The organism is Paractinoplanes hotanensis, assembly GCF_023717965.1.
In the GTDB taxonomy this organism is placed as follows: domain Bacteria; phylum Actinomycetota; class Actinomycetes; order Mycobacteriales; family Micromonosporaceae; genus Actinoplanes; species Actinoplanes polyasparticus.
The window spans coordinates 66,368-78,801 of record NZ_JAMQOL010000022.1 but is presented as its reverse complement, the minus strand read 5'-3'; the positions used below and the strand labels follow the sequence as shown (position 1 = coordinate 78,801).

At 71.3% G+C, this 12,434-nt stretch carries 13 protein-coding genes; 7 read left to right on the top strand and 6 right to left on the bottom strand.

Annotated elements, in window-relative coordinates; genetic code table 11:
• The first annotated feature begins 189 nt into the window (after nt 1–189).
• The 4 genes from LXN57_RS17845 to thpR all read left to right on the top strand — a co-directional run bounded on the left by LXN57_RS17845 (nt 190) and on the right by thpR (nt 4,205).
• Entirely contained in the window at nt 190–1,290 is a 1,101-nt protein-coding gene (locus LXN57_RS17845) for a citrate synthase 2 (protein ID WP_251799287.1), read from the top strand.
• Nucleotides 1,291–1,299: 9 nt separating this feature from the next.
• The gene (gene serC, locus LXN57_RS17840) at nt 1,300–2,415 is read left to right on the top strand and encodes a phosphoserine transaminase (protein ID WP_251799286.1); all 1,116 of its coding nucleotides are present in this window, start codon (nt 1,300–1,302) and stop codon (nt 2,413–2,415) included.
• A gap of 231 nt (nt 2,416–2,646) precedes the next feature.
• Nucleotides 2,647–3,729 carry a septation protein SepH gene (sepH, locus tag LXN57_RS17835; protein ID WP_251799285.1) on the top strand — a complete coding sequence of 361 codons (1,083 nt, stop codon included), beginning with the start codon at nt 2,647–2,649 and terminating at the stop codon, nt 3,727–3,729.
• Nucleotides 3,678–4,205 carry an RNA 2',3'-cyclic phosphodiesterase gene (thpR, locus tag LXN57_RS17830; RefSeq protein WP_308206632.1) on the top strand — a complete coding sequence of 176 codons (528 nt, stop codon included), beginning with the start codon at nt 3,678–3,680 and terminating at the stop codon, nt 4,203–4,205. The genes sepH and thpR overlap by 52 nt, the downstream gene beginning before the upstream one ends.
• A gap of 32 nt (nt 4,206–4,237) precedes the next feature.
• On the opposite strand, the gene LXN57_RS17825 is transcribed toward thpR, so the two are convergent.
• Entirely contained in the window at nt 4,238–4,831 is a 594-nt protein-coding gene (locus tag LXN57_RS17825) for a TetR/AcrR family transcriptional regulator (RefSeq protein ID WP_251799284.1), read from the bottom strand.
• Nucleotides 4,832–4,891: 60 nt separating this feature from the next.
• Here LXN57_RS17825 and LXN57_RS17820 point away from each other — a divergent pair, with 60 nt between their 5' ends.
• Nucleotides 4,892–5,263: a hypothetical protein gene (locus LXN57_RS17820; protein ID WP_251799283.1), complete on the top strand. Its 372-nt coding sequence runs from the start codon at nt 4,892–4,894 to the stop codon at nt 5,261–5,263.
• Nucleotides 5,264–5,278: 15 nt separating this feature from the next.
• Here the strand turns inward: LXN57_RS17820 and LXN57_RS17815 are convergent, their stop codons facing one another.
• The 4 genes from LXN57_RS17815 to LXN57_RS17800 all read right to left on the bottom strand — a co-directional run bounded on the left by LXN57_RS17815 (nt 5,279) and on the right by LXN57_RS17800 (nt 9,118).
• Nucleotides 5,279–5,728, bottom strand: coding sequence for a hypothetical protein (locus tag LXN57_RS17815; protein WP_251799282.1), 450 nt, complete (start codon nt 5,726–5,728; stop codon nt 5,279–5,281).
• A gap of 59 nt (nt 5,729–5,787) precedes the next feature.
• A complete protein-coding gene (locus LXN57_RS17810; RefSeq protein ID WP_251799281.1) occupies nt 5,788–7,119 on the bottom strand; it encodes an MFS transporter in 1,332 nt (443 codons plus the stop codon).
• 66 nt (nt 7,120–7,185) lie between these two features.
• Complete coding sequence (locus LXN57_RS17805) at nt 7,186–7,632, bottom strand: MarR family winged helix-turn-helix transcriptional regulator (RefSeq protein ID WP_221379929.1); 447 nt, start codon at nt 7,630–7,632, stop codon at nt 7,186–7,188.
• A gap of 61 nt (nt 7,633–7,693) precedes the next feature.
• Entirely contained in the window at nt 7,694–9,118 is a 1,425-nt protein-coding gene (locus LXN57_RS17800; RefSeq protein WP_251799280.1) for an NCS2 family permease, read from the bottom strand.
• Between the two features lie 174 nt (nt 9,119–9,292).
• On the opposite strand from LXN57_RS17800, the gene LXN57_RS17795 reads away from it, so the two are divergent.
• A complete protein-coding gene (locus LXN57_RS17795) occupies nt 9,293–9,505 on the top strand; it encodes a DUF2530 domain-containing protein (protein WP_251799383.1) in 213 nt (70 codons plus the stop codon).
• Here the strand turns inward: LXN57_RS17795 and LXN57_RS17790 are convergent.
• Entirely contained in the window at nt 9,496–10,335 is an 840-nt protein-coding gene (locus tag LXN57_RS17790) for a DUF3027 domain-containing protein (protein WP_438872887.1), read from the bottom strand. The two genes, LXN57_RS17795 and LXN57_RS17790, sit on opposite strands and share 10 nt — an antisense overlap.
• An 87-nt stretch (nt 10,336–10,422) precedes the next feature.
• Here LXN57_RS17790 and LXN57_RS17785 point away from each other — a divergent pair, with 87 nt between their 5' ends.
• A complete protein-coding gene (locus tag LXN57_RS17785; RefSeq protein WP_308206628.1) occupies nt 10,423–12,420 on the top strand; it encodes an MFS transporter in 1,998 nt (665 codons plus the stop codon).
• Nucleotides 12,421–12,434 lie beyond the last annotated feature (14 nt).

Here is a 12,434-nt window from a genome sequence, read left to right as displayed (position 1 = left end):
GAGGGTCACGAAAGCTCCTGCGTCAGGTGTCCGGCCGATCGTTAGCACTGCAAACGACCCTAAGTCGCTCCGGCCCGCGCGTCAGGTCGGTGAGGATGGGTGTCGCGGAGAGCACATCCCGGCGGGTCGACCCGCCGTTACCCGGCGAGCAAGATGAAGCACCTACAGCATTCTGTCCCAGGGAGGGTCGTGACCGACTTCAAGCCCGGGCTCGAGGACGTCGTCGCCTTCGAGACCGAGATCGCCGAGCCCGACGAGGCCGGTGGCGCGCTGCGATACCGCGGCGTCGACATCGAGGACCTCATCGGTCAGGTCTCCTTCGGCGACGTCTGGGGGCTGCTCGTCGACGGACGGTTCGGGCCGGGGCTACCGCCGGCCGAGCCGTTCCCGGTGCCGGTGCACTCGGGCGACATCCGGGTCGACGTGCAGTCGGCGGTCGCGATGCTGGCGCCGTACTGGGGTCTGGCCCAACTCCTCGACATCTCCGACGAGCAGGCCCGGCGCGACCTGGCGCGGGTGTCGGTCACCGCGCTCTCCTTCGTGGCCCAGGCCGCCCGCGGGCTGGGCCTGCCCGCCGTGCCGCAGAAAGACATCGACAAGGCCGGCACGATCGTCGAGCGGTTCATGCGGCGCTGGCGGGGCGAGCCCGACCCGCGGCACGTGAAGGCGGTCGACGCCTACTTCATCTCCGCCGCCGAACACGGCATGAGCGCCTCCACGCTGACCACCCGGGTGGTCGCGTCGACCGGCGCCGACGTGGCCGCCTGCATCTCCTCGGGCATCGGCGCCCTGTCGGGCCCGCTCGACGGCGGTGCGCCCGCCCGCGTGCTGACGATGCTGGAAGACGTCGAACGCGGCGGCGACGCCCGGGGGTACGTGCGGGGAGTCCTCGACCGGGGTGAGCGCCTGATGGGTTTCGGGCACCGCCTCTACCGCGCCGAAGACCCGCGGGCCCGGGTGCTCAAGCGCACGGCCCGCGACCTCGGCGCCCCGCGCTACGACGTGGCGGTGGCGCTCGAGCAGGCCGCGGTCGCCGAGCTGCAGGAACGCAAGCCCGACCGCCCGCTGCCGACGAATGTCGAATTCTGGTCAGCCGTCGTGCTCGATTTCGCCGAGGTGCCGGGCCACATGCTCAGCTCCATGTTCACCTGCGCGCGGGTGGCCGGCTGGAGCGCCCACGTGCTCGAACAGAAGCGTCTGGGCCGCAACGTCTACCCCCGTGTCCGCTACGTGGGACCAGCGCCCCGCAAGCCGCAGCAGGTCGAGGGCTGGGGCGAGCTGCGCGCATAATGTCTCCCCGTGACTGACATCCGGATCCCCGACACGATCAGGCCCGTCGACGGACGCTTCGGCTCCGGCCCGAGCAAGGTGCGCCCCGAGGGCGTCGAGTCGCTGGCCGCGGTGTCCCGCACGTTCCTCGGCACGTCGCACCGCCAGCCGACGGTGAAGAACCAGGTCGCCCGGCTCCGGCGCGGCCTGGCCGAGTTCTTCTCGATGCCCGAGGGCTACGAGGTGATCCTGGCCAACGGCGGCACCAGCGCGTTCTGGGAGGTCGCGACGTTCGGCCTGATCCGCCGGCAGGCCCAGTTCGCCGAATTCGGCGAGTTCGGGGCCAAGTTCGCCAAGGCCGTGAAGGACGCGCCGTTCCTGGCCGAGCCGACGGTCCACCGGGCGCCGGGCGGGCAGGCGGCGTTCCTCCAGGCCGAGGCCGGCGTCGACGTGTACGCCTCGGTCCAGAACGAGACGTCGACCGGCGTGGCCGTCCCCGTACGTCGCGTGGCCGGCGCCGACCAGGGCGCGTTGCTGCTCACCGACGCCACGTCCGGCGGCGGCAGCCTCGAGGTCGACCTGCGCGAGACGGACGTCTACTACCTCGCCCCGCAGAAGGCGCTCGGCTCCGACGGCGGCCTCTGGATGGCCCTGATGTCCCCCGCCGCGATCGAGCGGGCCTTCGAGATCAAGGCGAGCGGCCGCTACATCCCGCAGTTCCTCGACCTGGTCACCGCCGTCGAGCAGTCCCGCCTGGAGCAGACGTACAACACCCCCGCACTGTCCACGGTGTTCCTGGCGGCCGAGCAGCTCGACTGGATGAATACCCAGGGCGGCCTGGCCTGGGCAGTAAGGCGCAGCACCGAGAGCGCCGCCGTCATCTACGGCTGGGCCGAGAAGTCCGCGTACGCGACACCGTTCGTCACCGACCCGCTGCTCCGCTCGGCCGCGGTGGCCACGATCGACTTCGAGGGCGTCGACGCCGCGACGATCGCCAAGGTGCTGCGGGCCAACGACATCGTCGACACCGAGCCCTACCGCAAGCTCGGCCGCAACCAGCTGCGGGTGGCTCTCTACCCCACCGTGGAGCCCTCCGACGTGGCCGCCCTGACCGCCTGCATCGACTACGTCGCCGAGCGGCTCTGACGAGTTCCGGGTTGCCGCCGGACGCGTCGTCGGGCATCGTGCTCTTGGTCACCCTGGGCTGCGGTCATCTGCCGTTGAAGTCGCTGAATTTTCAAGATCATCGCAGCTCAGTCAACTTGACGGCGTGGCTTACCACCATTAGGTGACCAAGGCGCGTACCGTGTTTCGAAACGCGCCCGGGTGGCTGACTCTCGCCGAGCGCAGGCCAACGCGACGGGACGGAGGCAACGCATGCGGCCGGTACGCTTCGTCGCCCTTTCCGAGGACGGGCAGGCCATGGTGCTCGCCGACGAGGTCGGCCGGCTCCTGGCCCTCCCCATCGACGACCGGGTCTCCGGTGCGATCGCCCACGACGGTCAACCGGTCTCGCCCGGGTCCATGGTCGCCGTGATGTCGCCCGACGCCCCGCCTTCGCTGTCTCCGCGCGACATTCAGTCCCGCATCCGTTCCGGTGAGTCCGCCGAAGATGTCGCACGCATCGCCGGCGTGCCGGTCGACCGCGTCCTGCGCTACGCGGGCCCGGTGCTGCAGGAACGGGCCATGCTGGCGCAGCACGCGCGCCGCACCCGCCTCAAGACCTCCGACTCGGGCGCCCCGCTGGCCGAGGTGGTCGACAGCCGCCTGTCCCAGCACGGCATCGACACCGAAAAGATCTCGTGGGACGCGTTCCGCCGCGAGGACGGCACCTGGCGCATCGTCGCCACGTGGCCGTCCGGCAAGGCGACCGCCCAGGCGATCTGGGATCTCGACAAGGGACGTCAGGTCGTGTCGCCGCACGACGACATGGCCCAATACCTGTGCGCCGAGCGTCCCACCCAGATCCTCGGCCAGGAACCCGCGCCCGAGCGGGCCGCCTTCACCGAGCGCGGCGGTCACGGCCTGCCCGGTCCGTCCCGCTCGGCCGAGCCCACGCGCGCCGGCCACGGCCTGCCCGCCGCCGAGCAGTCGCCGCGCCCACAGCGCGACCCGATCCGGGCCGGGCGTGACGCGCTGCTCGCCTCGCTCGACCGTCCGCTCAGCCCGTCCGGCGGCCGCAACCTCGACGCGGGCCCGTCCGAATCTCCGCGCCGCCCGGTCGCCGGGGGCGCTGCCGCCCTGCTCGGCGGCGGTTCCGGCTCGGCCTTCGACGAAGACTCCGACCTTCCCAAAGAGGTCCCGGCCGTGCCGTCGCTGGCCGTCCTGCGCCCCCGGCGCACGGTCGGCCAGGGCGGTCAACAGCCCGCCGAGACCGACGAGGCGAAGCCCCGCAAGCGCCTCCCCAGCTGGGACGACGTGCTCTTCGGCGGCGGCCCCGCGGCCCGCGAGTCGTCCTGACCCGTCTCTTCGTCGGCGTCTTCCCGCCGGCGCCTCCGCGAGAGGCGCTGCACGGCATCCTGCCCGCGGCCTCCCGCCTGACCCCGATCGAGAAGTGGCACCTCACCCTGGTCTTCCTGGGTGACGCGCCGCCCTCGACGGTGATCCCGTTTCTGGCCGATGTGCCCTCACCGGGCCGGTTCGAGCTGCGGCTGAGCAGCGGCGGCCAGTTCGGCTCGGCCGCCTGGGTGGGCGTCGAGGGTGATCTGGCCCAACTGACCGAGCTCCGCGAGGACGTCCGGGACGCGCTGACCCTGGGCGGCTTCCCCAGCGACGACCGCCCGTTCCGCCCGCACCTGACGGTCTCGTACCACTCGGACGGCGCCCTGCGCCGGGCCCTGGCCGCCCACCGGGGCGACTCGTGGCCGGTGACGTCGTTCGAGCTGGTGAGCAGCGACGAGGGCCGCTACGAGCGCCTGGCCGCCTGGCCTCTCTGACAGCGCCCGCTGCTCGCCTGTGGACAACCCGCTCAGCCCGCGGCGCGTTCACCCTCGAGCCTGATGCCGCTGAGCAGCAGGCGCAGGCCATAGTCGAACTGCTCAGCCGATCCGACCACGGGCAACGCCTCCCCCGGCAGGCCTTCCATCGCGGCGCTCACCTGTTGCCAGCGCCGGTCCTGTACCCCGGCATCCACCGCCATCCGCAGTCCGGCCGCGGCGTAAGCGATCAGAGCCTGAAAGGCCCGCACCACATCACCCGGCGCCAGACCGGCCTCGGCCAGCGCCACGAACAATTCCCCCGCGACCCGGCGCCCGCACGGCCCGAGCGGCGGCCGGGACGCGATGTGTCCCGCGATCCCGGGATGCCGCAGCGCCACTGCCCGCATGCCGGTGAGAACGACCCGGATACGTTCGTCCCAGGGCCCGCCCCCACCGGGCGCGGGCACCTCGGCCACCACCGAGTCGGCCACGGCGTCGAGCAGGGCCTCGCGGTTGGGGAAGTGCCGGTAGATGGCCATCGGGTCGCAGCCCAGCTCGGCAGCGATCCGGCGCATGGACATCGCCTTCTCGCCCTCCCGGTCGCCGAGCGCGAGCGTGGCCTGAGTGATGGAGGCGGCGGTCATCGGCACAGCTCGGGAGTCTACGCCGTAGACATTCGGGCCTCGCATGTCTACGGTGTAGACATGCGACTCCTCATGTGGGGCCGGATCGCGGGGGCCATCCTCAGCCTGACCACGTTCGCCTTCCTCTTCCTGCACGATTCCTGGCGCTCGGACAACCTGTTCCTGGTGCCCGACCTGATTCTGATCGGCGCGCTGGCCATCGCCTCGGCCCTGCCCGGTCGCCTGGCCCGGGTGGCCCTGCCGGTCGCCTTCGCCTATACCGGCGGCGTGCTCGCGGCCTCGGCGTCGTCCTATGCCGTCCAGGGCGAGTTCGGTCTGCCGAGCACCGTGGGCGCGCTGACCGCGATCATTCTCGCCGTGTTGCTGACCGGTCGGGGCGGCATGTCCGCGCCGTCAGCCAACCGGCCCCGGGTCGATTCCTGGGCGGGATGACCACGTCCCCGGCGGTCAGCGGAGCTGGAGGCCGGCCTCTTCGAGGGCGCCCTCCACCCGTACGCGCTCGATCTCGCGGTCGAGGCCGTCGAGGGGACGCAAATTTTCGGTGACGCCCAGGCACTGGCAGGCCAGGCAGAGCCGCTCGTCGTAGGCGCGCATCACGGCGGCCTTCCAGCGAACCGACTCGAGGGTCACCCCGCCCCGGCGCTGGCGGTCGAGGCGGCGCAGGTCGCGGGCCAGCCACTCGATCGGGGGCGGGCCGAGGTGGGCCAGCGTGTGCGCCGGGTCGGTGTCGCGGATCGACTCGTCGAGGCGGATCAGGTCGCGCACCTGCGCCGGACCGTCAGCACAGGCCCGTCTGCGGCGGAACTCGTCACGCCTCAGGGCGACCGCCACCGCGTACGGCACGGTCAGAGGAAGCACGAGCGCCGCCGTGAGCACAACCATGTGCGCGAGGGCCACGCACTGAAGCTAATTCGAAACAGGCCTGTACCGGAATACCCTTTTCTGCCAAATACCCGTCAGGCGGCCGAAGCCTCCCGCTCCGAAACCCTGGCGATCTCGATGTCGCGGACCGGCTCCTCGATGGGGGGCACCAAGCGCAGACGCGGCCGGGGCCGAAGCGTCAGGGACAGCCGCTCGCCGCTGTTGCGAAGCTGCCACACCAGCGCGACCAGCGACGCGACAAAACAGACCGCCCCGGCGCCGGTGATGCTCGACGCCACCCCGAAATGCTCGCCCCACCAGCCGGCCAGCGACGCACCGATCGGTGTTGTACCCAGGAAGACCAGCACGTACAGCGCCATCACGCGCCCCCGGAACTCCGGGTCGACGCCCATCTGCACGCGGTGGTTGGCCGCCTGGGCCAGATAGATCGAGAAGAACCCGGTCGGCACCAGCAGCAGCATCGCCACCACGAAACTGGGCGCGAACCCGACCACGAACTCGAGCACGCTGAAGGCCAGCGCCGCACCGATCACCACGTACGCGCCGGGCCGGGCCCGTCGTCCGCTGCCGGCCAGCGCCCCGCCGAGCGCGCCGACCGCCAGGGCCGTGGTCAGCAGGCCGAAGGTGGAGGGTCCGGCGTTGAAGTCGATCTTCGCGAGGGCGGCCAGCGTGACCGGGAAGTTGAAGCCGATCATGCCGACCACGAACATCAGGCCGATGGGCAGCATCAGGTCGGAGCGCCGGCCGACGTACCGCAGGCCGTCCGAGATGCGGGCGTCCTTCTTGGCCTGTCGTTCCGAGGGACGCAGATCGGCTGCCCCCATACGGGCGTAGCTGAAGATCGGCGCGACGGCCAGGACCGTGGCGATCAGGAAGACCGGCCCGGTGTCGAAGAGCGCGAGTGCCACCCCGGCCAGCGCCGGCCCGCCGATCCGCGCGGTGTTGAAGGTGGCCGCCGAGAGCGCGAGGGCGTTCGGCAGCAGCGGCAGTTCGACCAGCTCGGAGACGAAGGCCTGCCGCACCGGGGTCTCGACGGCGTTGGCGATGCCGAGCAGGCCGGCGAAGAGGAAGACGTGCCAGAGCTGCACGTGACCCGAGGCGACCAGCACGGCGAAGGCGATCGCGGTGACGGCGAACGCGGCGTTGGCGATCACCAGCAGGCGCCGCTTGTCGAAGCGGTCGGCGAGCTTGCCCGCGTACAGGGTCAGCAGCAGCACCGGCAGGAACTGGAGGGAGGTCACCGCCCCGAGCGCGACCGGCGAGTTGCCGGACAGGTCGAGCACCAGCCAGTCCTGCGCGGTGAACATCATCCACACGCCGACGAGCTTCACCAGCTGGCCGGTGGCGAAGAGCCGATAGTTGCGAACCTGCAGGGAACGGAAGGTGGTGCTGAGCACTGACCGCACGCGGTTGTGCCTCCTGTTCGTCGTACGCGTCATCGTCGCGTGACGAAGCGCCGCGTAGCCGAACCCTCAGGCGCGGGAGATCTTCTGAAGGATCTCCGACGCCCGAGCGAGCGTCTCCCGTTCCTCGGGCGCCAGAGCGGCCAGCTGGGTGGCCAGCCACTCGTTGCGCGCCTTCTCGAACTCGGCGTGCACGGCCCGCCCCTGCTCGGTGGCCGACAGGATGACCTGCCGGCCGTCGGTCGGGTGCGGCGTCCGGGCGACCAGTCCCCGTTCCTCCAGCTTCCCGACGATCTTGGTCATCGTCGGGGGCTGGACACGTTCGACATCGGCGAGTTCGCGCGGGGTCAGCGCGCCGGCCAGCTGGAGGCTGGTCAGCGCGGAGAGCTGGCTGAAGGTGAGGTCACCGACCGGACGGGCCTGACGGATCCGCCGGTTCAACCGCATTATCGACTCGCGCAGGGCCTTGGCCAGCTCGTCGGCTGTGCCTCGATCCGCCATCACGGGCCACTCCATCACGATTATTAGCTTAGCTAATGAGCATGGCTAACGACATTCGAACAGGTCATGACAGCGGTCACAGGATCCAAGCCTCCAGGGGACCCCGCAGGAAGTACAGGACGAAGAGCACGGCCACGCCGTACAGAATGGGGTGGATCTCGCGCGCCCTGCCGGTGGCGACCTTCAGTACGACGTACGAGATGACGCCGGCCCCGATGCCGTTCGAGATCGAGTAGGTGAACGGCATGAGCGTGACGGTCAGGAACGCCGGCACCGCGATGGTGTAGTCGGTCCAGTCGATCTGCCGGATGGCGGTCAGCATCAGGAAGCCGACCACCACCAGCGCGGTCGACGCCGCCTCGAACGGCACCACCGAGACCAGCGGCGTCAGGAACATCGCAAGCAGGAAGAGACCGCCGGTGACCAGGTTCGCGACACCGGTGCGGGCGCCCTCGCCGACGCCGGCCGCGCTTTCGATGTACGCGGTGTTGCTCGACACGCTGGCGGCGCCACCCGCGGCGGCGGCCACGGAGTCGACGAGCAGAATCTCCCGCGTACGCGGCGGCATGCCACGCTCGTCGAGCAGCCCGCCCTCCTGGCCGACCGCGACCATCGTGCCCATCGTGTCGAAGAAGTCGGTGATCAGCAGGCTGAAGATGAACATGAGCACGACCAGCCAGCCCGCCCGCGACCACGAGTCGAGCACGTTGAAGTGGCCGATCAGCGACAGGTCGGGGGTGCTCACGATCTTGTCGGGCAGCGTGGGCACGTTCAGCGACCAGCCCTGGGGGTGCGCGATCGCCTCGACGATGATCGCCAGCACGGTCGTGCCGAGGATGCCGATCAGGATCGCGCCGCGCACCTTGCGGACGAACAGCACCAGCGTGAAGAGCAGACCGATCACGAAGACCGCGGCGGGCCAGGTGGCCAGCTTGCCGCCGACGCCGAGCTCGACCGGCACGGTGGTGTTCGCGGCGTCCGGCACGCGGTTCACGAACCCGGCGTCGACCAGACCGATGATCATCAGGAACAGGCCGATGCCGACCCCGATGGCCGTCTTGAGCTGGGTCGGCACGGCCCGAAAGACCAGTTCCCGCAGGCCGGTGAGCACCAGGATGGCGATCAGCACACCCTCGATCACAACCAGGCCCATCGCGTCGGCCCAGGTCATCTCCGGCGCGATCTCGTACGCCACCAGGGCGTTGACCCCCAGCCCGGCGGCCAGAGCGAGCGGGAAGCGGGCCACGACACCCATCAGGATGGTCATCACGCCCGCCACCAGCGCAGTGCCCGCGGCGAGGGCGGCGATCGGCAGCTGGGCGCCGTCCGCATCCACCCCGTTACCGATGATCAGCGGGTTGAGCACCACGATGTAGGCCATCGTGAAGAAGGTGGCGAGGCCACCGCGGACCTCCCGGCCAAGGGTCGAGCCCCGCGCCGAGATCTCAAAGAAGCGGTCAAAACCATTCTTCGACGTACTTGTATCGGCTGCGGTGGACATGCGGGGCTCTCCGGCATCATGAGGTGGGCGTCGCGGGCATGTTCTCAGCCCTCGATGACCTGCGCAAAACCGATGAGTGTCGGCCCTGTCACAGGGGCCTACCCGTGATCGTCGCGGACCTATCCTGTCCGTGTGAGTGAAGCGAAGCCCCGAGTCGAGCCGCTGGACCCGCCGATGGTCCCGTTCGCCGCCGGCGGGCTGGCCGCTTTCGCCGTCGCCGCCCTGATCGTCTGGCTGGCCGACGCTCCGGAGCGCTGGCTGCAGATCTGCATCGCCGGGTTCCTCGCGGGCATACCCGGCCTGATCACGATGATCGTGCACGACCGGCACCGCAGGCGCCGGCGCGCCCTGACTCACGGCGAGTTCCGGGTCACCAATCAGCTGTGACCGTAGTCCTCGGCCGGCTCGCTCTCTTCGACCGAGCCGTGACCGCGGCTGACCGCCACCGACTCGACCTCGCTGTCGTCGAAGACCGTCGGCAGCTCCTCGACCGGCTGCTCGGCCGAGCCCTGCAGCGCCTCGGAGTGCGCGCCGCAACCGTGGTCGGAGCTGACCGCCCGGCCGTCGTCGGGGGCGTAGAGGTTGCCGCAGACGCCGAACATCGAGCGCAGCGACCCGGCCAGCGGCAGATAGAAACCGCAGGTGCCGCAGCGGGCGTTGCGCGGGGCAGCCACCGAGATCGGCGCCTCGGGGCCGGCCTCGCCGTCGTACCACCGCTGAGCAGCGTCGATGCGGCCCTCGCGCGACATCACCCGTGACCGGCCGAGACCCAGTTCCCAGCTGACCTCTTCCACCGCGGAGTCGTCGCTGAGCACGTAGCCCTGGGCGAGCCGGTCGTCGTCGGGCGCGGTCGGCATGAGGTCGCCCACGCCGAGGTCGCCGGGCTGGAGGCGCTCGTTCCAGGGCACCCAGCCGGGGGCGAGCAGCGCGTCGGGGCCGGGCAGCAGCACCGTCTCGCACACGGTGACGTGCCGGCTGCGCGGGACGCGGGTGACCGTGACGGCCCACCGCCAGCCGCGGTAGCCGGCCAGGTGACTCTCGAAGAGGTGGGTCACGAGGCGGTCGCCCTCGGCGATGGCCTCGAGGTGCTCGCCGATGTCGGCCGGGTCCACATCGGTGATCGCGCCGCGCGCGACCCCGATCGCGTCGGCACAAACCTGGTCGAGTCGGGCGGCGCGCGTGGAGGTCCGAGTCGTCACATATTCATTGTCCCCCACCGTGACTGAGGTTCCGCACCGACTCCCCCGGATTCTGCCGGTCGCGGAACGGGACAGCGCTCGCCTGGATCAGTCAGGATGGGAGCCATGCCGCTGCTTCCCTCTCTCGGACGCACCGTCGGCACCAGTGTCAAGGCGGCCCGCCTGCTGGTGCGGGGATCCGTGCGCGGCGGAGCGTGGGCAACCCGCCGCGTCGGCACGGCGCGGGCGCGGGGCGCCGCCAACGAACAGGGCATGATCCGCCTCTTCGACCTGCACGCGCTCTCCTGCGCGGGCGACACCCTGATCGCGATCGGCCTGGCCGGCACCATCTTCTTCAACGTGCCGCTGGGTGAGGCGCGCAGCAAGGTGGCGCTCTACCTGCTGATCACGATGGTGCCGTTCGCGCTGCTGGCCCCCGTGGTGGGCCCGCTGCTCGACCATTTCCGGCACGGCCGGCGGTACGCCCTCGCGGTCACCATGCTCGGCCGCGCGTTCCTGGCCTACGTGATCTCCGATCACCTTTTCGGCTGGGGTCTCTATCCGGCGGCTTTCGGGGTGCTGGCGCTATCCCGGGCGTACGGCGTAGCTCGCTCGGCCGCCGTGCCGAGGCTCCTGCCCGAGGGCGTCGGCCTGTCCCAGGTCGGCGCCCGGGCCAGCGTCTACGGCACGTTCGCGGGCGCGGTGGTCGCCCCCGTGGGCCTGCTCGCGTTCAAATTCGGCCCGCAGTGGCCGCTGCGCGTAGCCATGATCATTTTCATCATCGGCATGGTCGTGTCGCTCCGCCTGCCGCCCCGCGCCGACTCCGACCCGCCCGAGGCGGTGCCGCGCCCCTGGCGCACGATGCTGCGCCTGGGCCGGGGGGAAGACCGCCCGCTCTCCAGCCGGCTGGTGGTGGCCACCCTGATCGGCAGCGCCAGCCTGCGCATGCTGTTCGGCTTCACGCTGCTCTTCCTCGCCTTCGTCATCATGGCCGACCAGCTCGACACGACGATCCTGGGCAACGACATCGGACGCCAGGGCGCGGTCGGCCTGATCGGCGGCGCCCTGGCGGTGGGCACGTTCCTGTCCACCGCAGTGGGCACGAGACTGCGTATCCGCCGCCCGCTGGCCCTGCAATCCGCCGGCCTGGCCGTCGTAGCCGCCATGGGCGTACTGGCCACGCTCTTCTACAGCCTGGCCACGGTCACCCTGCTGGCGCTGCTGGTGGCCGTCTTCAGCGGCATCGCCAAGCTGGCCGTCGACGCCAGCATCCAGGAAAGGGTCCCCGAACGCCTGCGCGCCAGCGCCTTCGCCCACTCCGAGACGGTCCTGATGATCGCCTGGGTCGTCGGCGGCGGCATCGGCATCATCCCGCTACCCGGCCGTCTCGGCGTGGCCCTGGCCGCCCTGCTGGCCGTCGTGGCCGCCGCCCGCGCCGGCTGGGTGGCCACCCGCCTGCACAACGAGCGCCTGAGCGGCCGGGTCGACGATCCCACCCCCGACCGCGAGCCCGCCCACGCCACAGCCGGCCCCGACGAACCGGCCCCCCGCTGGAGCAGTCCCGGGTCGTCGAGCAGCACGGGCCCGGCCGACCCCTGGCCGGACGCGCCGACCGTCCCCACCCACACCCGTCCCAACAACACGCCTCCCGGCCGCACGCCGCCCACCCAGCCCACCCGCGCCGACCGGGCAGAAAGCGCACGCACGACCCGAAACCGCACCCCCGACGAGGGCGGGCGCGCGTCGTCAGACCGCACCTTCGAGAGCAGCCGGCGCGCGTCGTCAGACCGCACTTCCGAGGGCCGCGGGCGCGCGACCTCAGACCGTGCAGCCCGCCGGGAAAACGATCGAGTCGCCGGCGGCAGCGGCCGCCCCGCAAGCGACGGCCCGCCCACTCGCATCGACTCCGGCGAGCCCAAGAAGGGGTGGTTCGGCCGCCGCAAGGACAAGCGAGCCGCGTCGGATCCGCCGCCCTCTCGAACCTCCGAACCACCGGCGCCCCAGCCGGCCGCGCAGCCGAAGCCCGACGCCGCGCTCGCGCCGCCCGGCTTCCACGTCTACCGGCCCACGTCGGCCGACCACCCCACCGACGGCGGCACCCCTCCGGACGATCAGGACCGCTGAGGCCGCTGCTTCCG

What these genes read in the sequence shown, in the direction of transcription:
- sepH (WP_251799285.1), top strand. Translation starts at nt 2,647, where the DNA reads ATGCGGCCGGTACGCTTCGTCGCCCTTTCCGAGGACGGGCAGGCCATG.
- LXN57_RS17825 (WP_251799284.1), bottom strand. Translation starts at nt 4,831, where the DNA reads ATGACCGCCGCCTCCATCACTCAGGCCACGCTCGCGCTCGGCGACCGG.
- LXN57_RS17820 (WP_251799283.1), top strand. Translation starts at nt 4,892, where the DNA reads ATGCGACTCCTCATGTGGGGCCGGATCGCGGGGGCCATCCTCAGCCTG.
- LXN57_RS17805 (WP_221379929.1), bottom strand. Translation starts at nt 7,632, where the DNA reads ATGGAGTGGCCCGTGATGGCGGATCGAGGCACAGCCGACGAGCTGGCC.
- LXN57_RS17800 (WP_251799280.1), bottom strand. Translation starts at nt 9,118, where the DNA reads ATGTCCACCGCAGCCGATACAAGTACGTCGAAGAATGGTTTTGACCGC.
- LXN57_RS17795 (WP_251799383.1), top strand. Translation starts at nt 9,293, where the DNA reads ATGGTCCCGTTCGCCGCCGGCGGGCTGGCCGCTTTCGCCGTCGCCGCC.
- LXN57_RS17785 (WP_308206628.1), top strand. Translation starts at nt 10,423, where the DNA reads ATGCCGCTGCTTCCCTCTCTCGGACGCACCGTCGGCACCAGTGTCAAG.